The sequence below is a fragment of the Duganella sp. Dugasp56 genome, from assembly GCF_047304105.1.
GTDB classification, from domain to species: domain Bacteria; phylum Pseudomonadota; class Gammaproteobacteria; order Burkholderiales; family Burkholderiaceae_D; genus Rugamonas; species Rugamonas hordei.
Window position 1 is genome coordinate 136,063 of the sequence record NZ_JBGLYQ010000013.1, and the last position, 20,402, is coordinate 156,464.

Here is a 20,402-nt window from a genome sequence, read left to right on the forward strand (position 1 = left end):
GGTGCGCACGCATCACCATGGCCAGTTTATTGCTGGTCCAGCATCCAGCCCTTGAGGCCGTTGACCCAGGCCTTGGCCGGCAGGTTCAGGCTTTTCTTGATGGCGCCGGCGCGCTCGTACAGCACGCTGAAATCCAGCACCGGCGACTGCTTGAACGCGATCACGACGATGTTGGCGTCGTGTACTTCCGGCAGCCAGACCACGGCGTCGAACACCAGTTCCATTGCCTGCAGGTTCTTGTCGTAGTTGGAAAAATCGCCGAACACGTTGGTGGTCATGATGCCGCCGTCACGCAGGCAGTCGAAGCAGGCCTGGTAGAACTCGGGCGAGTCCAGCACCGGGCCGCGCGCCTCCTCGTCGTACAGGTCCACCTGCAGCACGTCGACCGTGTTGCGGTTGGCTGGATCGAGCACGAAATCCATGGCGTTCATTTCCCGCACACTGAGGCGCTCGTCGTCGGACGGCAGCGCGAACTGCGCGCGGCACATGGCGATCACGTTGGGATTGAGCTCGACGGCCGTGACGCGCGCGCCGGGCAGGCGGCGGTAGCAGAACTTGGTCAGCGCGGCGCTGCCCAGGCCGAGCTGGACGACGTGCCTTGGGTTGTCGTTGAAGAGCAGCCACATCATCATCATCTGCACGTACTCGAGCTCGATGTTGTCGGGCTTGGCGATGCGCATCGCGCCCTGCACCCAGGAGGTGCCGAGGTGCAGGCTGCGCACGCCCTGGTATTCGGTGATGGTGGCGGGAGGGTGGCCGGGCTGGTCGTAGCGGGTTGGAGTTTTTGCGGACATGGCGCCAGTTTACCAGCCGGCGAAAAAAAAGACGCCGCAGCGTCTTTTCAGGGTGAGCGCCGGAGCGGTCAGGACTGTTTGCGGCGGCGCGCGACCACGCCCAGCAGCGCCAGGCCACCCAGCATCATGCCGTAGGTGGCAGGCTCCGGCACGGCCGTCAGCACGCTCAGCGTACCGCTGTACGAAGCCGGTGCGTCGAGGGTCTTGCCCTTGATGAGCAGTTCGATTGTGCCGGAAACCGGTACGTTGAAGAAGGCGGAACCCGACAGCGGACCGAAGTTGGCAGCCGGAATCGTCGTGCCGTCCAGCTTGGCCCAGTTGAAGTTGATGTCGCCGACCGGATTCTTGATGTTGAGGAAGAAGCCGTAAGCGGTGCTGGGCAGGCCGGAGTAAGTGAACGTGTAAGTATCGGTGAAGGTTCCCGTCACCGTGTGCGTATGGCCGAAGTCGATCGACCATTCCATCGGCCCACCGTTGAGCGCCACCACCGGTGCCGTCCAGTTGTCCGTGGCCGCATGCGCTGCGCCGAGCGACCCTGCGGCCAGCATGGCCGCGAATAAGATTGATTTTAATTTCATAGTTTTCCCCAAAAGAAGACCCAAAGTACCTTTTCGGTTGCTGGGTGTCCATTTGCTATTTTCTTATCATGTAGCTAATTATCATAACTAAATGCTATCGAACGGGCTGAGCAGTACTGGAATTGCCAAAATTCAATTTCCTTGCATAAATTCTAAAATTCATTTCTCTTGATGCAAGGCGACTTAGTTGTTGGCGGACGACACCGGCAAGATCAAGGTCACGGTCAGGCCGCCGCCGTCGCGGTTGGCCAGCGTGATGCGGCCGCCGTGCGCCTCGGCTATTTCGCGTGCCAGCGCCAGACCCAGGCCGGTGCCGCTGCGCTTGGTGGAATAGAAGGGCACCAGCGCGTTGGTCAGCACCGTGTCGCTCATGCCCGGGCCGCGATCCTGGACGTCGATGCGCACCGCGCCGTGCAGCCGCCGTACTTCCAGGCTGACGTCGCCGGCCGGTGAGCCGGATTCGTGGGCGTTCTTCAGCAGGTTCAGCAGCGCCTGCTCCAGCTGGGACGGATCGAAGGCGCAGGCTTCGGCCGGCGGCTCGCCGCTGACCGTGAAGTCCACCTGCGCCGACAGCTGCGCCAGGAACTCCGGCCAGGTGTGCAGCTCGAGCCGCGGCGTCGGCAGCTTGGCGAAGCGGGCGTAGCCGAGGATGAAGCTTTCCAGGTGGCGCGTGCGCTCCTCGATGGTGGCGAGGATTTGCGGCAGCCGCTCGGTCTGGCCGCGCCGCACCAGCTCGGCGCCGGAGTGTGCCAGCGAGGTCAGCGGCGCCAGGGAATTGTTCAGTTCATGGCTGATCACGCGGATGACTTTTTTCCAAGTCTGCACTTCCTGCCGGCGCAGCTCCATGGTCAGCTGGCGCAGCAGCAGCAGCTCGTGCTTGCGGCCGTTGAGGTTGAAGCTGCGCCGCGCCAGGTGGTACACCTCTTCCTCGTCGATCGCTTCTTTGTCGCCGCCGCCGGCTTGCTTGGTGGTGAACAGGCCGTCGCCGCCGCGCGCCATCGCCTCCACCAGCGCCGGCGCGGCGTGGCTGAGCACATCGTCCAGCCGGTGGCCCTCCAGCTTGCGGCCCTGGTTGAGCAGCTGGCGCGCGGCGATGTTGGCGTAGACGATGGGACCGGCCTCGTTCACCAGCAGCATCGCCACCGGCGTGTTCTGCACCATGGTGTCGAGCAGCAGTTCGCGCTGCACCAGGTCCAGCCGCTGCTGGCGCAGCACGTTGCCCAGCGCGTTGTGGGCGGCCACCAGGTCGGTGAGCTCGTCGTTTTGCGGCCAGTGCAGGCTGAACGAGAAATCGCCATCCTTGTAGCTGGTGACGGTGCCGGTCAGCGCGCGGAACAGCGACAGCATGTATTCCAGCTGCGCGCGGATGGTGATGATGGAGATCGGCAGCACGCACAGCAGGCACACCGCCAGCACCATGCCGGGATGGTCGGGGAAGAAGTGGGTCAGGGTCAGCGCGATCAGGATGCCGACCGTCAGCAGGGTGCCGACCATCGCCGTCCAGCGCGTCAGCAGCGAAAGCCGCGTGCCCTTGCCGCGCGCCGAGGCGTTGTGCTGGTCCATCAGGAGCGGGCGATGCCCAGCCGTTCCATGCGGCGGTACAGCGCCTGGCGCGACAGGCCCAGCTCGGCCGCCGCCTGCGCCACCACGCCGCCGGCGCGGCTCAGCGCCAGGCCGATGGCGTCGCGGTCGGGCTCGCGCACGCCGTCTTCCATGGCGATGGCCGCGGCCGCCGGCAGGCCGAGGTCGCCGACCTTGATGACGTCGCCGGAGGCCAGCAGGCCGGCACGCGCCATGATGTTTTTCAGCTCGCGCACATTGCCGGGCCACGGATGGGCCAGCAGCGCAGCCTGCGCCGACGGGTGCAATTCCTTGCCGGCGCCGAGGAAGTGGCGCGCCAGCGGCAGGATGTCGGCCGGGCGGCCGGCCAGCGGCGGCAACCGTAGCTCGATCACGTTGAGGCGGTAGAACAGGTCTTCGCGGAAGCTGCCGGCCCGTATCATCGCCTGCAGGTCGGCGTTGGTGGCGCTGACCACGCGCACCTTGACCTGGCGCTCGCGGTTGGAGCCCAGCCGTTCGAAGCGGCCCGTTTCCAGCACCCGCAGCAGTTTCATTTGTCCGGCCAGCGGCAGGTTGCCGATCTCGTCGAGGAACAGCGTGCCGCCGTCGGCCGCCTCGAACTTGCCTTCGCGCGCCTTGGAGGCGCCGGTGTAGGCGCCGGCGTCGGCGCCGAACAGCTCGGCCTCGATCAGCTCGGCCGGCAGCGCGCCGCAGTTGAGCACGACGAAGGGACCGTCGCGCACCGAGGAATTGGCCTGGATGATTTCAGCGATGCGTTCCTTGCCGGTGCCGTTGGGGCCGGAGATCAGCACCGGGACGTCGGCTCGCGCCACCTGGCAGGCCAGGTGCACCACGCGCTCGGTGGCCGGATCCTGCCACACCATGCCGCGCAGGTCGTAGCCGCGTTCGAGCTCACGGCGCTGGCGCAGCTCGGTCTGCAGGCGCTGCTGCAGGGCGCGCTTGGCCTGGCCCAGCTCGATCAGGTTGTTGACGGTGGCGATCAGGCGGTTGTCGTCCCACGGCTTGGCCAGGTAGTCGGCGGCGCCGGCCTTGACCAGGTCGACCGCCGCGTCCAGGTGGGTCCAGGCGGTCAGCAGGATCACCGGCAGGTCCGGGTGCTGTTCGCGGATGGCGCGGAACAGCGCCGTGCCCTCCTCGCCGGAAGTGGTGTCGGCGCTGAAGTTCATGTCCTGGATCACCAGGTCGACGTTGTGCCGTTTGAGCAGCGCCAGGCCGGCCTCGGGGGAGGCGGCGCGCAGTGCGTCGATGTCGTGCAGCGAAAACAGCACTTCGAGGGCGATGGCGACGGCGGAGTTGTCGTCAATAATCAGTACGGTAGGCATGCCGCAAGCATAACATTGTCGCGGCATGCCGGGTGCTGCAAACATGGCGTCAGGCGCTGCGGGTGGCAGTCGCCGGCGAGATGGTGGCGGCGCGCCATGCCGGGCCGTACACGGCGGCGATGCCCAGCGCCCAGAACACGCCGGCGCCGGCCAGCAGGTAGCCGGCCGGCAGGCGCGCCATTTCCAGCTGGCTGACCAGCAGCTGGTTCAGGCCCAGCGCCAGCAGCACGCCGGCCGCCACGCCGACGCTGGTGATCATGATGTTCTCGGTGACGAAGTAGCGCAGGATGTCGACCCGGCGCGCGCCCAGGGCGCGGCGCACGCCGATCTGCTTGCGCCGCTGCGTGACCCACAGGCTGGCCATGCCGACGATGCCGCTCGAGGTGATCAACAGCAGCAGCACGCTGACCGTCACCAGCATCCACGCCAGCGCGTTGTCGGCGCGGTAGCGGTTGGTGCGCATTTCGTTCATGCTGCGGGTCCGGATGACCACCGGCGTCGGCGAGGCCGCGCGCACCGCCGCCTCGGCTTCCTTGATCACGCGGTCCAGCTGGCCAGGTTCGGCGCGCAGCGTGTAGTTGTCGGCGTCGTCGCCGGTCAGGCGCACCGGCACCAGCGACGAGAACTCGCCGGTTTCGTCGATCTGGGCGCCCGGCGTCTGCAGTTTTTCGACCACGCCGACGATGCGCGCGTCCTTGGCCTTTTCGCCGGTGCCGAAGTAGATGGTCTTGCCGACGAAGCTGCTCTGTCCCGGCCACATTTTTTCGCCCAGCTTGCGGGTGATCATGATCACCTTGGGGAATTCGTCGCTGGTGTTCTGGTCGATTTCCGGGATCTCGTTGGGCATGAAATCGCGTCCCTCGACCACCTGCAGGCCCCAGGTCTTGACCAGCGAATCTGCGCCGAAATAGGTGGTCGATTGCGCGGTCGATTTGACCTGCTTGCGGTCGACCGCCAGGCCGGTGTAGTTGCCCGAGCGGGACAGCGGCATCTGCGAGGTGCCGGCGACCGACATCACGCCGGGTACGGCGCGCAGCAGCGCGGTTTCGCGGTACTGCACCGCCAGCTTGTCCTGGTGGCTGCCGTTTTTCAGGTGGCGGATCTGCAGGGCGAACACGTCCTGCTCGTTGGCGATGCCGCTGGTGCGGGCCGACACGGCCTGGCGCACCTGCACGATGTGCAGCGCGTTGGCCAGGATCGCCAGGCTCAGGGCGACCTGCACGGCGACCAGTATCGGGCCGGTCTTATTGCGCAGCAGCGCGGAGAGAATAGGGCGGATTTCCATGGTGCGGCTCCCTTATTGTGATTTGAGTTGCAGCGCCGGCGTGACCTGGCAGGCGCGCCAGGTCGGCAGCAGGCCGGCCAGCACGGCCGACAGCACGGCCATCGCGAAGGTCGTCAGCAGCATGATCCAGTCCATGTGCGCGACCACCGTCAGCGCCTTCGACTGCATCGCGATCAGCGCCAGCGCGCCGAAGGCCAGCACCAGGCCCAGGAAGCCGCCGACCAGGCCGACCACCGTGGTCTCGATCAGGAACTGGTTGAAGATCTCGCGGCGCGAGGCGCCCAGCGCGCGGCGGATGCCCACTTCGGCGGCGCGCACCGAGAACTTGGCCAGCAGCAGGCCGATGGTGTTGACCAGGCACAGGACCAGGAAGCCGAACGCCAGCCAGGCCGACAGCTTGTTGTCGTTGCCGACCACCTTCATGTAGTCCAGCCATTCGCGCACGTCGTACAGCTTGTTGGCCGCGTTGCGTTTCAGGCGGCCCAGCTTGCGCTGTTCGATGGCGTAGCTGTCGAGGAAGCTTTGCAGCTCGCCGCGGTCGGCGCTGCTGCGCATCTCGATCCAGCCCTGGATCCAGGTGCATTCGGAATCGATGAAGGCCTGGAAGCCGGGGCCGACGTCGACGGAGCAGCTGGTGCTGCCGTTGCGCTGCATTTCGTGGCGGATGGCGCTGGTGAAGGGGATGAACAGTTCGTCCTCCTCGCTGAAGGCGCCGTCGTTGCTGCCGATGATGCGGTGGAAGCGCGGCACCACGTTCCAGGTGTCGAGCACGCCGACGATCTGGTACTGCATGCCGGCCAGGGTCATGCGCTGGCCGACCGGATCGGTGTCGCCGTACAGTTTTTCCGACAGCTTGCGGCTCAATACGACGACGTCGGCGCCGGCCTTGTCGTCGGCCGGGCTCCAGCCCTGGCCGTGCAGGAAGGGCGCCTCGAACATGTTGAAGAAATCGCCGTACGGCGCCAGGCCGCGCGCGGTGAACACGCCGATGTCCTTGCGCTGCGGCTCGATCGCCACGGCGATGCCGTAGATCGCCGTGCGGCGCTCGCCGATCTTGCTGTTCATCAGGTTGACCGCGTCGCGGTAGCTGAGCTGGCGGTCGTTCGGCTCGTCGCCCGGCTTGTAGCCCTCGGTCGGGCCGTTGTCGACCAGCGGCACGAACAGGCGCGCGCTCTTGTCCGGGATCGGGTCGCCGGACATCACGTGCAGGATGGTCAGCGTGGCCACGCTGGCGGCCACGCCGACGGCCAGGGTCAGCACCATCAGCGCGGTCAGGGCCGGGTTGCGGCGCAGGCTGCGCAGGCCCAGCAGGAAGTAATATTGGAACATGTTGCGCTCCTTAAGCGACATGGGATTTGCCGTCGGCGGCGTGGGCGTTAGCGTCGAACAAGGAAGGCGCCTTGCGCACCAGGTCCGACACCTGGCCGTCGATGATGTGGACGTTGCGCTGCGAGCGCACCGCCAGTTCTGGATCGTGGGTCACCATCAGGATCGTCGTGCCCTGGGCGTTGATCTCTTCCAGCAGCTCCATCACGCCGCGCGCCATTTGCGTATCGAGGTTGCCGGTCGGTTCGTCGGCCAGCAGCAGTTTCGGCGAACCCGCCAGCGCGCGCGCGATCGCCACGCGCTGCTGCTGGCCGCCGGACAGTTCGGCCGGGTAGTGCTTCATGCGCGAGGCCAGGCCGACCTTGGACAAGGCGTCCTCGATGCGCTCCTTGCGCTCGGCCGCGTTGAAGCCGCGATAGCGCAGCGGCACGTCGACGTTGTCGAACAGCGACAGGTCGGGAATCAGGTTGAAGCCCTGGAAGATGAAGCCCAGCTTTTCATTGCGCAGGCGCGAGCGGGCGTTGTCGTCCATGCCCTTGACGTTGATGCCGTCGAGGATGTACTCGCCGTCGGTGAATTCTTCAAGCAGGCCGGCGATGTTGAGGAAGCTGGTCTTGCCGGAGCCGGAAGGGCCGGTCACGGTGACGAACTCGCCCTGCTTGACGTTGATCTCGAAGCCGCGCAGCGCGTGGGTTTCGATCATGTGGGTACGATAGACTTTGCTCAGGTTTTGCATGCGCAGCATGGAGGGCCTCTTTGCTTGGGATGTACGTTGGATTATTGGTTGATCGAGACGCGCTCGGCGTTCTCGAACGTTTCGGTACCGGAGATGACGACCTTGTCGCCCTGTTTCAGACCGCTCAGGATCTCCACCGCGGAGACGCTGGTGGCGCCCATCTTGATCGGGGTGCGGATGGCGATGCCGTCCCGTACTACGTAAGCGAAGCGGCCGCCTTCGGATTCCACGAACGGGCCGCGCTGGATCATCAGCGTGTTGGGTTTTTCGTCGATCAGCAGGCGCGCGGTGACGCGCTGGTTCTGGCGCAGGCCGGGCGGCTGCTGGCCGGCGAAGCGCACGCGCGCCAGCACCTGGTTCTTCACCACTTCCGGCGACAGCGCCGACAGCTTGGCGGTGGCGGTGCCGGTGCCGAAGTTCACTTCCGCGTTCATGCCCAGGCCGATGTCGGACACATAGGTCTCCGGCACTTCCAGCTCGACTTCGAGGCGCGACAGGTCGACCAGGGTCATCAAAGGCGTATTGGCCGGCACCACGCTGCGGTTGGCCACCGACAGCGTGCCGATGAAGCCGTCGACCGGCGCGCGCACGGTCAGCTCGTCGACGCGGCGCTGGGCGTTGGCCAGCGACAGGCGCTGGCGGTCCAGCTCATTGATCTTGGTCTTCAGCTCCAGCGCGACGTTGTCGCTTTCCAGCTCGGCCGCCTGGCCGGCGTGCTTGGCGCGGATCTCGGCCGAGTTCAGCGCGTCCTTGGCTTTCTGGTATTCGATCTTGGCGATGATGCCTTCGTTGGACACGGCGTTGTAGCGCTCCAGCGTGCGCAGCGCGGACAGGCGGTCGATTTCGGCGGTGTCGGCGTCGCGCCGGGCCAGCAGCTTTTGTTTGCGGGCCAGGATCTGCTGGCGCGCCACTTCCGCTTCCAGCTGCAGGTAGCTCGATTGCTCGCGCTTGAGCGCGTCGGTCAGGTCGGGCGATTCCAGCACGGCGAGCACGTCGCCTTTCTTGACGGTGTCGCCGGCGGCCGCCTTCAGGGTCACGGTGGCGGGCGAGGCCGAATACAGCGTCGGGCTGATGGCGGCGACGATGCGGCCGTTGACGGCGGCGTCGCGTATCAAGGTGCCGCGTCCCACTTCGGCGATGCGCAGGCGCGAGATGTTGACCGAGTGGTCGCTGCCGCGCCAGGTGTGCACCAGGCCGTAGGCCGCGGCCAGCAAGGCGACGGCGCCGGCGGCGATGACGAGGCGGCGTCGGGTTGCCTGTCCTTTGGGCGGGGCGATGACGGCGTCTTGATTGGAGGTGTCACGTATCATGGTTGGCTGGGTAGTGTGAAAAGACAGGCAACTTTATGCAGGAAGCGTGCCACTTCTTAAGTGGCTGATTTAAAAGGAAATTGAGGCAGCTGTCCGCTGTCCGATGGGTGTCCGCTTTGTCCGCTGCGCGTCCGTCCGGACTTGATAGTTTGATATCCGGGGCCATATGCCGGGATGTCCCGTTCATCTGGCCCGCCATGACCCTGATCTCCCGTTTGTCCCGCTTCCTTTCGCCTGCCGCCGATGACGCGGCGATAGCCGATTACCCGTTCGTCCCCAGCGATGTCGCGCTGTACCAGCGCACGCTGCACGGCGAGTGCGGCGCGATCGATGCGCAGACCTGGGACGATATGCTGCTGCCGCAATACAGCGCCCACCTGGCGCGCGAGACCAGCATCTTCGGCCAGCAGGAGCTGCATCGCCGCTTGCAGGCGGGGGAGGACGGCGCCGCGTCCGCCGTCCGCGTGCGGACACTGGCCGGGGATGCCGGACAACGGCTGCAGCTGCAGGCGGCCTGCGTCGGCCTGCGCCGCAGCGATCGCGAGATCAGCGCCACCCTGTTCGGCCGCGCCATGGCGGCCGCCCCGCGCTGGACCGCTTTGCTGCCCTGGATGCCGGTGGCCTTCCTGCTGTCGGTGGCGCTGGCGCTGGTGACCGGTTTCATGCCGCTGTGGGGCGTCGCGCTGGGATTATGGCTGGCGCTGTCGCTGGTGCAGGTGCGGTTTCACGAAGCGGCCGAAGAATGGCGCCGCATACTGGAGACGCTGCAGCAGATGCTGCGCGCCCATACACTGCTGGCCGAATCCGGCTTGTCTTCGACCGCGGCCTTCAGCGAAGACGCGGCGCGTGCCGGCAAGATCAACCGAAGCCTGGCGCGCTCGCCGCTGACCGGCATGGCCGGCATGCGTGAATACGGCGACTGGCTTTGGCTGCTGAATATCCGCCACTACTTCAACAGCCGGGAGGTGGTGCGCGCGCAGGCGGACTTCCTGCGCTCCAGCTTTGCGCGCGTCGCGACGCTGGAGGCCGATCTGGCGCTGGCGCGGCACCTTGCCGGTACGCCGCGTTATTGCTGGGCCGAGCGCGGCGACAGCGTCGCGTTGACGCAGGTTGTGCATCCGCTGCTGGCGGAGGCGGCGCCGCTGTCGTTCGCGCCGCGCGAGCGGGGCGCCTTCATCTCCGGCCAGAACGGCATCGGCAAGAGCACCTTGCTGCGCACGGTCGGCCTGAACCTGATCGTCGCCCGCGCGTTCGGCTTCTGCTATGCCGATACGGCCACGGCGACCATGCTGCCCGTGTATTCGAGCATGCAGGGCGAGGACACGCTGGAAGGCGGCGAGAGTCTTTACATCGCCGAACTGCGCCGCGCGCAGGAGCTGCTGGCGCTGGCCGCGCGCGAACCGGCGGTGTTCATCATCGACGAGATTTTCCGCGGCACCAACCACCTCGAATCGATATCGGCGGCGACGGCGGTGCTGCACACGCTGGCCGAGCGCGGCACGGTGATCGTGTCGTCGCACAACCTGGTGCTGGCGCCGCTGCTGGAGGACCGGCTGGCGCCGTGGTGCGTCAGCCGCGTGGACGGACGCCTGCAGCTGTCGCCCGGCGTGCTGCGCGAGACCAACGGCATCGCCTTGCTCGGGACCCGAGGCTTCGACGACGCCATCTCGGCCAAGGCCAACCGCGTGTTCGACTGGCTGAGCGACTACATGGCGCATCCGGCCGATTGCGAAGACGTCCGAAATAGTCTTTGACTTCCGGCGCTGGGAGTTCTATTATTTCTGTAACGACAGAAATTAAGGAATTCCCCATGACGCTCGCGCCGACCATCCAGAAATACATCCTGCATTGGGGAGAGATGGGCACGCGCTGGGGTGTCAACCGCACGGTGGCGCAGATCCACGCGCTGCTGTTCCTGTCGAACCGCCCGCTGCCGGCCGAGGAAATCGCCGACACGCTGAACGTGGCGCGCTCCAACGTCAGCAACAGCCTGAAGGAATTGCAAAGCTGGGGCCTGGTGCGCATCACGCACATGGCCGGCGACCGCCGCGACCACTTCGTCGCGCTGCAGGATGTATGGGAGATCTTCCGCGTCATCGTCGAGGAGCGCAAGAAGCGCGAGATCGATCCGACGCTGACCGTGCTGCGCGAGTGCGCGCTGGAAGCCGAGGGCGATCCGGCGCTGGAGCAGGCCACCAAGGTCAAGATGGAGCAGGTGCTGGACTTCCTCGAAATGCTGACCGCGACCTACGGCGATTACAAGCACCTGCCGCCGGCCACCATGCAGCGCTTCCTGAAGATGGGCGGCAAGGTGGCCCGGCTGCTGGGCGGGGATTAAAAGCTGTATTTTTTTGAGTATTAATTTCTGTTTTTACAGAAATAACAGACGGAGACGGTATGAAAGTGCTGATACTTGGGGCGACGGGACTGATCGGCAGCCACGCCTTGCGTGCCTTGCGCGCGGCGGGCTGCGACGTGGTCGGCGCCAGCCGCCGCCGTCCGGCGGACGAGCGTGCGCAGGACTGGATCGAGGTCGATTTCGGCCGCATGACCAGCGAGAGCGACTGGCTGCCGCTGCTGTCCGGCGTGGATGCGGTGGTCAACTGCGTCGGCATTATCCGCGAAGCGCGCGACGGCGATTTCGATCGCCTGCACCGCGCCGCGCCGGTGGCCGTGTTCGCGGCCTGCGAGCGCCTCGGCGTGCGTCGCGTGGCGCAGGTGTCCGCGCTGGGCAGCCATCCGGACGCCGCCACCGGCTACTGGCGCAGCAAGGGCGCGGCCGAAGCCGACCTGCTGGCGCGCCGGCTCAGCGTCACCATCATCCGGCCGTCGCTGGTGTATGGCGAGGATGGCGCCAGCAGCGTGATGTTCCGCATGCTGGCGACCTTGCCGGTGCTGATGATGCCGATGGCGCACGGCGCCAAGGTACAGGCGATCCATGTCGACGACCTGGCGGCGGTGTTGGTCAGGCTGGTGCTGGCGGAGGGCGGCGTGCCGCGCGAGCTGGCGGTGGTGGGGCCGCGCGCGACGACGATGGCCGGTTACCTCGGCGCGCTGCGCAGCGGCATGCAGGCCGCGCCGGCGCTGGTGCTGGATTTGCCGATGCCGCTCGCGCGCGTGGTCGCCCGCGTCGCCGGCATGATTCCTTCCAGTGCGCTGACGCCGGAATCGCTGCTGATGCTGGAGCAAAGCGCCGATGGCGGCAATACCGCCGACGCCGGACCGGCCGCCGCGCTGCTGGGCCGTCCGCTGCGCGACCCTGTGCGGTTTGCTCGCCCCGACCAGCGCATCGCCGCCGCCTGGACCTGGGGCGCGCCGCTGGTGACGGTGGCGATGGCCTTGCTGTGGCTGATCACCGCCTACGTGTCCTGGTTCGGCTGGCCGCGCGCAGACAGCATGGCGTGGCTGGCGGCATGCGGCGTGCCCGCGGGTGCGCAGCAGCCGATGCTGCTGGCCGCCAGCCTGGCCGACGCGGCGGTCGGCGTGCTGTTGTTGCTGTATCCGCGCCGCTGGGTGTGGGCGCTGCAGCTGGCGCTGGTGGGCGGCTACACGGCGATCATGAGCGTGTGCCTGCCCGGCTTCTGGCTGCATCCGTTTGGGCCCCTGAGCAAGAACCTGCCCTTGCTGGCGTTGATGTTGCTGATGTGGAGAGCGAGCAGATAATGGACTACCTGGCGATCAAATGGCTGCACATCCTGTCGGCCACGCTGATGTTCGGCACCGGCTTCGGCACGGCGTTCTACATGTTCTTCGCCAACCGCAGCGGCAACGTGCAGGCGATGGCGGTGGTGACGCGGCTGGTGGCCAGGGCCGACTGGTGGTTCACCACGCCGGCCATCATCATCCAGCCGCTGTCGGGCTTGTGGATGATCCATCTTGCCGGCTTCCCGTTCACGTCCCGCTGGATCGTCTGGTCGGTGGCGCTGTATGCGCTGGCGGGCATCTGCTGGCTGCCGGTGGTCTGGCTGCAACTGAAAATGCGCGACATGGCGGCGCATGCCGCGCTGGCCGGCGAGCCGCTGCCGGCGCGCTACTGGCGCTATGAAAAAATCTGGATCGCCTTGGGCTTCCCGGCCTTCGGCGCGCTGCTGATCGTCTACTGGCTGATGGTGCACAAGCCGGCCTGATCCCCGATTATTTCTCCTGCTTCAGCGGCTTGCCCTTGTCGATCACCTCGCGGCAGTCGCCCTTGAAGCTGGCGTTGTCGTAGTTGCTCCAGCCGTAGCTGTCGACGTAGCGCTTGTGCTGTTTGAACTGCTTGTTGATGAAGCTCCATTCCAGCCGCTCGTCGGGGTACTCGATGTCGCCCAGGTCCAGCAGCGTGTGGAAGATGTTTTCCGTGGCCAGCCGCGCCTTGCGGTGGCGCATCAGCTGCTTCACTTTCTCCGGATAGCGGTCCTTGTATTCGTCCGAGTACCAGACCAGCGCCGGCACGTGGAATTCGTACTGCGTGTTGTGGCCGTGGAAAGCGAGGTTGCAGCTGTTGTCGTACAGCGTCTGGCCGTGGTCGGCCACGTAGACCATAGCCGCCAGCTGCTGCGTGCCCTTCAACTGGCCGATCACCTGCGACAGGAACCAGTCGGTGTACAGGATGGAGTTGTCGTAGCTGTTGTTGAGCTGCGGCTTGATCTTGGTGTCGGTGTAGACCGGCTTGTCGACGCCGAACAGCGACGGCTGCCATTTGTCGAATTCCTTCGGATAGCGCTGGCTGTAGTTCCAGTGGTTGCCCAGGGTGTGCAGCACGATCAGCTTTTTCGGCGATGGATCGGCGATCGCGTGCTGCAGCGGCTCGAGCAGGATCTGGTCGAAGTTGGAGTTGTTGGTGAAGCCGCCCAGGTTCATGAACTGGATCACGTCGGCCTCCTTGGCGAACACCGACACCGGCGTGTCGAACTGGCCGAACGAGATCTGGTTCGACAGCCACCAGGTCTTGAAGCCGGCTTCCTTGTAGGCGGTCAGGAAGGATTTTTCCGAGAAGCCATCCTTCAGACTCTGCGTTGCCGGCTTGCGCGAGATGATCACCGGCACCGACAGCCGTGTCGCCGACACCGCCGTGATGACGTCCGGCAGCGTGACCAGGTTGGCCTCCTTCTTCAGCAGCGGGTTGGTGTCGCGCTCGTAGCCGTTGACGCCCCAGCGGTCGTAGCGCGACGATTCGCCGATCACCATGATGACGATTTCCGGCCTGTCGTTCTTTTCCGGCTGGTGCGCCTTGAAGGTGAAGCTGCTGCTGCGCCGGCCCAGGTCGGCCAGGTATTCGCGCTCCTTGTAGAAGTCGATGCCGCGCGCGGCCAGGCCGAACGGCCACGACGAGGCGAAGTCGTCGAAGCCCAGCGGCGAGCGGGCCCACCACGGCATAGGCGACCACTTCCAGCCGCTGCGGCCGGCGCCGGGGATGGCGGCGTGCTCGGGCGCGCTGTCCTCTTCGGCGTCCTCCTCCTCCTCCTCGTCGGAGGCGTCATCGCTGGCCGATGCCGGGGCGGTGATGCCCACATGGCTGAGCGCCGAACTCAGCGCGGATCCGATGGCCGAGCCCAACGCCGAACCGGCCGGCTTGGCGCTGGCGGCCTTGGCCGCCGCCGCTTTGATCGCCGGCCTGGCGCGCACGCCGAATTCCCAGCCGTAGATCCACAGCCCGGCCAGCGCCACCAATATAAGCAGCACGCTCCAGCGGCTCTTGCCGCGCCAGGCCAGCATCGGGCTGCGCCGCGCCGCCACCTGCACGGCGATCCACCAGGCCACCACCAGCAGCATCACCAGCCCCATCAGCCAGACTTTGCGGCCGAGGAATTCCAGCGCCTCCCGCGGGCTGGTCTCGGCGATGATGCCCAGGTGGTGGGTGGAGATGCCCTGGCCGTAGTACATGAACAGGTAGAGTTCGGTCGGCAGCGCGAGGAAGGCGGGGATCAGCAGCCAGTGGAACCAGGCCGGGCGCTGCAGCACGCCCCACACCGCGGCCCAGGCCAGCAGTTCGACCGCCAATATATGCGCCAGCCCCGGCACTTGCCTTCCCAGCAAGATTGGCACGCAGGGCACCAGCGACAGCAGCAGATAGCTTGCGAGGACGAACAGGGGGGCGGGGCGCAACAGGGATCGCATAGAAACGGAGACAATGATATTGTCTGCTATTATCAAGTGTTTCTTGACCTTGCAGCGAGTTTTTACAGGCCGTCCCGGCCGCATGCTGCCGCGAAATAGATTGACTGGCGCTTCGACCACGTCTATACTCGCGAGTTCTCAATTTATTCTGCACATCGTATACGCTGTTTCAGGCCGCTCCTTGCGAGTGGCTGTTTGCGCCTCCGTCGTGAAATCAATTGGGACTAGGTTTTAGTCCCCGGACATCCGTCCGGGTTATCAACGTTGTAATTTAGTTGGGTTTAGAACGATGCCAACCATCAATCAACTGATTCGCAATCCACGTGTCGCTCTGACCGTGAAAAGCAAATCGCCGGCGCTGGAAAACAGCCCGCAAAAGCGTGGTGTTTGCACCCGTGTGTACACCACCACTCCTAAGAAGCCTAACTCGGCTTTGCGTAAAGTCGCCAAAGTGCGTCTGACCAACGGTTTCGAAGTCATTTCGTACATCGGCGGTGAAGGCCACAACCTGCAAGAGCACAGCGTGGTTCTGCTGCGCGGCGGTCGTGTAAAAGACTTGCCGGGTGTTCGTTACCACATGGTTCGCGGTGCACTGGATACCCAGGGCGTTAAAGACCGTAAGCAAGCTCGCTCGAAGTACGGTACCAAGCGTGCCAAGCAAGCCAAGAAGTAATCTGCAATAAAAGTTTTCGCTCAGTGGCAGCTAGCTAAGTGAATGTAATCGACCGTAGTGGTCGAGTAAGTGGATGGCTATGATGGCCCTCCGCGAGAGTGCGAATCCCATATCTGCGCACCTCAACTGAAGATTGAAAGGAATTGATATGCCACGTCGTCGTGAAGTACCCAAGCGCGAAATTCTGCCGGATCCAAAATTCGGTAACACGGATGTCGCCAAGTTCGTGAACGTTCTGATGCTGTCCGGTAAAAAATCGGTCGCAGAAAACATCATCTACGGTGCCTTCGAGCACATCGCCGCTAAATCCGGCAAAGACCCGCTGGAAGTGTTCGCTACCGCGATCAACAACGCCAAGCCGCTGGTTGAAGTTAAATCCCGTCGCGTCGGTGGTGCAAACTACCAGGTGCCGGTCGAAGTGCGCCCAGTGCGTCGTATGGCTCTGTCCATGCGCTGGCTGCGTGAAGCTGCCAACAAGCGCAGCGAAAAATCCATGCCACAACGCCTCGGCGGTGAGCTGATGGAAGCGGCTGAAGGCCGCGGCGGTGCGATGAAGAAGCGTGACGAAGTCCACCGTATGGCTGAAGCGAACAAGGCGTTCTCGCACTTCCGCTTCTAATAAAATCGGCCAGGTCCTTGGGGATCTGGTTGTTATCTGTTGTTCGAGGCCGGGCTCATTTTTGTCAGCAAAAATGGCGCTCGGTTTTGTCCATTCAAAGATTTAGGAATAATTATGGCCCGCAAGACCCCCATCGAGCGCTACCGCAATATCGGTATCTCCGCTCACATCGATGCAGGTAAGACCACCACCACCGAACGCGTTCTGTTCTACACGGGCGTGAACCACAAGATCGGTGAAGTTCACGATGGCGCCGCCACCATGGACTGGATGGAGCAGGAACAAGAGCGCGGCATTACCATTACCTCGGCAGCGACGACCTGCTTCTGGAAAGGTATGGCCAACAACTTCCCAGAACACCACATCAACATCATCGACACCCCGGGCCACGTTGACTTCACCATTGAAGTTGAACGCTCGATGCGCGTGCTCGATGGCGCTTGCATGGTTTACTGCGCAGTCGGCGGCGTGCAGCCGCAGTCGGAAACCGTATGGCGTCAGGCCAACAAGTACAAAGTGCCACGTCTGGCCTTCGTCAACAAGATGGACCGTACCGGCGCCAACTTCTTCAAGGTCTACGAGCAGATGCGCGCTCGCCTGAAGGCGAACCCGGTCCTGATCCAGATCCCTATCGGCGCTGAAGAAAACTTCAAGGGCGTGATCGATCTGGTCAAGATGAAGGCGATCCTGTGGGACGACGCGTCGCAAGGCATGAAGTTCGACTACGTCGATATCCCTGCGGAGCTGGCCGAATCGGCCGCCGAGTGGCGCGAGAAGATGGTTGAAGTCGCTGCTGAAGCGTCCGAAGAACTGATGAACAAGTACCTGGAAGAGGGCGACCTGTCCGAAGCCGAGATCAAGAAAGCGCTGCGCGAACGCACCATCGCTTCGGAAATCGTGCCGATGATGTGCGGTACCGCTTTCAAGAACAAGGGCGTACAGGCCATGCTGGACGCGGTCATCGAGTTCCTGCCTTCGCCGCTGGACATCGAAGACGTCGCCGGCACGGACGAAGACGACCAGCCGACCACCCGCCGTCCTGCGGACGACGAGAAGTTCTCGGCGCTGGCGTTCAAGATCATGACCGACCCGTTCGTCGGCCAGCTGGCCTTCTTCCGCGTGTACTCGGGCGCCATCAACTCGGGCGACACCGTGTACAACTCGGTCAAAGGCCGTAAAGAGCGCCTGGGTCGTATTCTGCAGATGCACGCCAACCAGCGCGAAGAGATCAAAGAAGTGCGCGCCGGCGACATCGCCGCCGCAGTGGGCCTGAAAGACGTGACCACCGGCGAAACCCTGTGCGATCCATCGTCGATCATCACGCTGGAAAAAATGATCTTCCCAGAGCCGGTGATCCAGCAGGCCGTGGAACCGAAGACCAAGGCTGACCAGGAAAAAATGGGTCTGGCACTGAACCGTCTGGCTCAGGAAGATCCTTCGTTCCGCGTCAAGACCGACGAAGAGTCGGGCCAGACCATCATCGGTGGTATGGGCGAGCTGCACCTGGAAATTATCGTTGACCGCATGAAGCGCGAATTCGGCGTCGAAGCGACCGTCGGCAAGCCACAGGTTGCCTACCGCGAAACGATCCGCAAGACCTGCGAAGAATCCGAAGGCAAGTTCGTCAAGCAGTCGGGTGGTCGTGGTCAATACGGTCACGTGGTGCTGAAGATCGAACCGCAAGAACCAGGCAAGGGCTTCGAATTCGTTGACGCGATCAAGGGCGGTACCGTTCCTCGCGAATACATCCCTGCGGTGGAAAAAGGCGTGCGCGGCACCCTGAACACCGGCGTTCTGGCCGGCTACCCAGTGGTCGACGTCAAGGTCACGCTGTTCTTCGGTTCGTACCACGATGTGGACTCGAACGAAAACGCGTTCCAGATGGCCGCTTCGATGGCATTCAAGGAAGGCTGCCGTAAAGCCAACCCGGTCATCCTGGAGCCGATGATGGCTGTGGAAGTGGAAACGCCGGAAGACTACGCCGGTACCGTGATGGGCGACCTGTCGTCCCGCCGCGGCATGGTGCAGGGCATGGACGAGATCCCAGGCGGCGGTGGCAAGATCATCAAAGCTGAAGTGCCTCTGTCGGAAATGTTCGGTTACTCGACCACCCTGCGTTCCGCAACGCAAGGTCGTGCTACCTACACGATGGAATTCAAGCACTACTCGGAAGCGCCTAAGCACGTTATCGACGCGATCGTTACCGCTAAAGCTAAGTAATTTTTGTATTTTTGCGGGCGGGGAGATCCTCCGTCCGCATATTTAAAACATTGTTCTAAGGAAGAATAAAATGGCAAAAGAGAAATTCGAACGGACCAAGCCGCACGTCAACGTCGGCACCATCGGCCACGTCGACCACGGCAAGACCACCCTGACCGCTGCTATCGCGACCGTTCTGTCGAAGAAATTCGGCGGCGAAGCTAAAGCCTACGACCAGATCGATGCTGCTCCAGAAGAAAAAGCACGCGGCATCACCATCAACACCGCGCACGTCGAGTACGAAACCGCCGGCCGTCACTACGCTCACGTTGACTGCCCAGGCCACGCCGACTACATCAAGAACATGATCACCGGCGCAGCGCAGATGGACGGCGCGATCCTGGTTTGCTCCGCAGCCGACGGCCCTATGCCACAGACCCGCGAGCACATCCTGCTGGCCCGTCAAGTTGGCGTTCCATACATCATCGTGTTCCTGAACAAGTGCGACCTGGTCGACGACGCGGAACTGCTGGAACTGGTCGAAATGGAAGTTCGTGAATTGCTGTCGAAATACGAATTCCCAGGCGACGACGTGCCTATCATCAAAGGTTCGGCCCGTATGGCGCTGGACGGCAAAGAAGGCGAAATGGGCGTTGACTCGATCATGCGTCTGGCCGATGCGCTGGATTCGTACATCCCTACGCCAGAGCGCGCAGTGGACGGCGCCTTCCTGATGCCAGTGGAAGACGTGTTCTCGATCTCGGGTCGCGGTACCGTTGTGACCGGTCGTATCGAGCGCGGCATCATCAAGGTCGGCGAAGAGATCGAAATCGTCGGCATCAAAGATACCGTCAAGACCACTTGCACCGGCGTGGAAATGTTCCGCAAGCTGCTGGACCAGGGTCAAGCCGGCGACAACGTCGGTCTGCTGCTGCGCGGCACCAAGCGTGAAGACGTGGAGCGTGGCCAGGTTCTGGCCAAGCCAGGTTCGATCAAGCCGCACAACCACTTCACCGGCGAGATCTATGTCCTGTCGAAAGACGAAGGCGGCCGTCACACCCCGTTCTTCAACAACTATCGTCCACAGTTCTACTTCCGTACGACTGACGTGACCGGTTCGATCGAGCTGCCAGCGGACAAAGAAATGGTTATGCCAGGCGATAACGTGTCGATCACCGTCAAGCTGATCAACCCGATCGCGATGGAAGAAGGTCTGCGCTTCGCAATCCGCGAAGGCGGCCGTACCGTTGGCGCAGGCGTTGTAGCTAAAATCATCGCTTAATTTTTAAGCCTGGTTGGAACAAGGCCGGCATGGTGTGATACCATGTCGGCCTTTCCTGTAATACCTCGTTCTTTTAAACATTGCTGGCGCTACAAAGTTGCCAGTTCGCTCTTTTAAGGAATCATCATGTCCGCACCAAACCAGAAAATCCGTATCCGTCTGAAAGCTTTCGACTACAAGCTGATCGACCAGTCCGCACTGGAAATCGTTGACACCGCTAAGCGCACCGGCGCCGTTGTCAAGGGCCCAGTCCCACTGCCAACCCGCATCCAGCGTTTCGACGTTCTGCGTTCGCCACACGTCAACAAGACCTCGCGCGACCAGTTCGAGATCCGTACCCACCAGCGCCTGATGGACATCGTCGACCCAACCGACAAGACCGTTGACGCACTGATGAAGCTGGACCTGCCAGCTGGCGTTGATGTCGAAATCAAACTGCAATAATTGATTCAAGCCGGCGCGCGGAGTTTTCCGCATCGCCAGCTGATGATGGGGCCGGGGCGGTTAGGGGCAGCGCACACCCCCCGCCCCCATGTTTTTTGGGGAGATCTATTTGGGTGGGGGGGTGCCGGGGGAGAGTGAAATAGATGGCCGAGAA

The 20,402-nt window shown here is 63.7% G+C and carries 18 protein-coding genes; 9 read left to right on the forward strand and 9 right to left on the reverse strand.

The features are described from left to right. Positions 1–26 precede the first annotated feature (26 nt). From ACCD07_RS11520 to ACCD07_RS11555, 8 genes are all read right to left on the reverse strand, one after another. On the reverse strand, positions 27–794 hold the full coding sequence (locus tag ACCD07_RS11520; RefSeq protein ID WP_353404803.1) for a spermidine synthase: 768 nt from the start codon (positions 792–794) through the stop codon (positions 27–29). A 68-nt stretch (positions 795–862) separates the two neighbouring features. Next, positions 863–1,372 carry an FxDxF family PEP-CTERM protein gene (locus ACCD07_RS11525; protein WP_353404805.1) on the reverse strand — a complete coding sequence of 170 codons (510 nt, stop codon included), beginning with the start codon at positions 1,370–1,372 and terminating at the stop codon, positions 863–865. A 183-nt stretch (positions 1,373–1,555) separates the two neighbouring features. Continuing rightward, on the reverse strand, positions 1,556–2,935 hold the full coding sequence (locus ACCD07_RS11530; RefSeq protein ID WP_413447420.1) for a sensor histidine kinase: 1,380 nt from the start codon (positions 2,933–2,935) through the stop codon (positions 1,556–1,558). After that, positions 2,935–4,275, reverse strand: coding sequence for a sigma-54-dependent transcriptional regulator (locus ACCD07_RS11535; protein ID WP_353404807.1), 1,341 nt, complete (start codon positions 4,273–4,275; stop codon positions 2,935–2,937). The genes ACCD07_RS11530 and ACCD07_RS11535 overlap by 1 nt, the downstream gene beginning before the upstream one ends. A 49-nt stretch (positions 4,276–4,324) precedes the next feature. Then, positions 4,325–5,560 carry an FtsX-like permease family protein gene (locus ACCD07_RS11540; protein ID WP_176655927.1) on the reverse strand — a complete coding sequence of 412 codons (1,236 nt, stop codon included), beginning with the start codon at positions 5,558–5,560 and terminating at the stop codon, positions 4,325–4,327. A 12-nt stretch (positions 5,561–5,572) separates the two neighbouring features. Continuing rightward, on the reverse strand, positions 5,573–6,889 hold the full coding sequence (locus tag ACCD07_RS11545; RefSeq protein ID WP_413447421.1) for an ABC transporter permease: 1,317 nt from the start codon (positions 6,887–6,889) through the stop codon (positions 5,573–5,575). 10 nt (positions 6,890–6,899) lie between these two features. Then, complete coding sequence (locus ACCD07_RS11550) at positions 6,900–7,631, reverse strand: ABC transporter ATP-binding protein (RefSeq protein ID WP_176655925.1); 732 nt, start codon at positions 7,629–7,631, stop codon at positions 6,900–6,902. 32 nt (positions 7,632–7,663) lie between these two features. Next, the gene (locus ACCD07_RS11555) at positions 7,664–8,932 is read right to left on the reverse strand and encodes an efflux RND transporter periplasmic adaptor subunit (RefSeq protein ID WP_176655924.1); all 1,269 of its coding nucleotides are present in this window, start codon (positions 8,930–8,932) and stop codon (positions 7,664–7,666) included. Positions 8,933–9,129: 197 nt separating this feature from the next. On the opposite strand from ACCD07_RS11555, the gene ACCD07_RS11560 reads away from it, so the two are divergent. From ACCD07_RS11560 to ACCD07_RS11575, 4 genes are read left to right on the forward strand one after another with little or no spacing between them, the layout of a single operon-like run. Continuing rightward, on the forward strand, positions 9,130–10,686 hold the full coding sequence (locus ACCD07_RS11560; RefSeq protein ID WP_413447422.1) for a MutS-related protein: 1,557 nt from the start codon (positions 9,130–9,132) through the stop codon (positions 10,684–10,686). Positions 10,687–10,742: 56 nt separating this feature from the next. Next, positions 10,743–11,270 (forward strand): GbsR/MarR family transcriptional regulator, encoded by a 528-nt coding sequence (locus ACCD07_RS11565; protein WP_176655922.1) that lies wholly within the window; start codon positions 10,743–10,745, stop codon positions 11,268–11,270. A gap of 59 nt (positions 11,271–11,329) precedes the next feature. Further along, positions 11,330–12,595: an SDR family oxidoreductase gene (locus tag ACCD07_RS11570; RefSeq protein ID WP_413447423.1), complete on the forward strand. Its 1,266-nt coding sequence runs from the start codon at positions 11,330–11,332 to the stop codon at positions 12,593–12,595. Further along, positions 12,595–13,059, forward strand: a complete 465-nt coding sequence (locus ACCD07_RS11575; RefSeq protein WP_176655920.1) for a DUF2269 domain-containing protein — start codon at positions 12,595–12,597, stop codon at positions 13,057–13,059. The genes ACCD07_RS11570 and ACCD07_RS11575 overlap by 1 nt, the downstream gene beginning before the upstream one ends. A gap of 7 nt (positions 13,060–13,066) precedes the next feature. On the opposite strand, the gene ACCD07_RS11580 is transcribed toward ACCD07_RS11575, so the two are convergent. Next, complete coding sequence (locus ACCD07_RS11580) at positions 13,067–15,031, reverse strand: phosphoethanolamine transferase (RefSeq protein ID WP_176655919.1); 1,965 nt, start codon at positions 15,029–15,031, stop codon at positions 13,067–13,069. Positions 15,032–15,320: 289 nt separating this feature from the next. Between ACCD07_RS11580 and rpsL the strand changes: the two genes are divergently transcribed. From rpsL to rpsJ, 5 genes are all read left to right on the forward strand, one after another. Next, on the forward strand, positions 15,321–15,704 hold the full coding sequence (gene rpsL / locus ACCD07_RS11585) for a 30S ribosomal protein S12 (protein WP_008444270.1): 384 nt from the start codon (positions 15,321–15,323) through the stop codon (positions 15,702–15,704). Positions 15,705–15,852: 148 nt separating this feature from the next. Next, the gene (rpsG, locus tag ACCD07_RS11590; protein WP_008444271.1) at positions 15,853–16,323 is read left to right on the forward strand and encodes a 30S ribosomal protein S7; all 471 of its coding nucleotides are present in this window, start codon (positions 15,853–15,855) and stop codon (positions 16,321–16,323) included. A gap of 114 nt (positions 16,324–16,437) precedes the next feature. Further along, the gene (fusA, locus tag ACCD07_RS11595; protein WP_176655918.1) at positions 16,438–18,543 is read left to right on the forward strand and encodes an elongation factor G; all 2,106 of its coding nucleotides are present in this window, start codon (positions 16,438–16,440) and stop codon (positions 18,541–18,543) included. Positions 18,544–18,613: 70 nt separating this feature from the next. Continuing rightward, the gene (gene tuf, locus ACCD07_RS11600) at positions 18,614–19,804 is read left to right on the forward strand and encodes an elongation factor Tu (RefSeq protein WP_209720678.1); all 1,191 of its coding nucleotides are present in this window, start codon (positions 18,614–18,616) and stop codon (positions 19,802–19,804) included. A gap of 126 nt (positions 19,805–19,930) precedes the next feature. Further along, a complete protein-coding gene (rpsJ, locus tag ACCD07_RS11605) occupies positions 19,931–20,248 on the forward strand; it encodes a 30S ribosomal protein S10 (RefSeq protein ID WP_005663509.1) in 318 nt (105 codons plus the stop codon). Positions 20,249–20,402 lie beyond the last annotated feature (154 nt).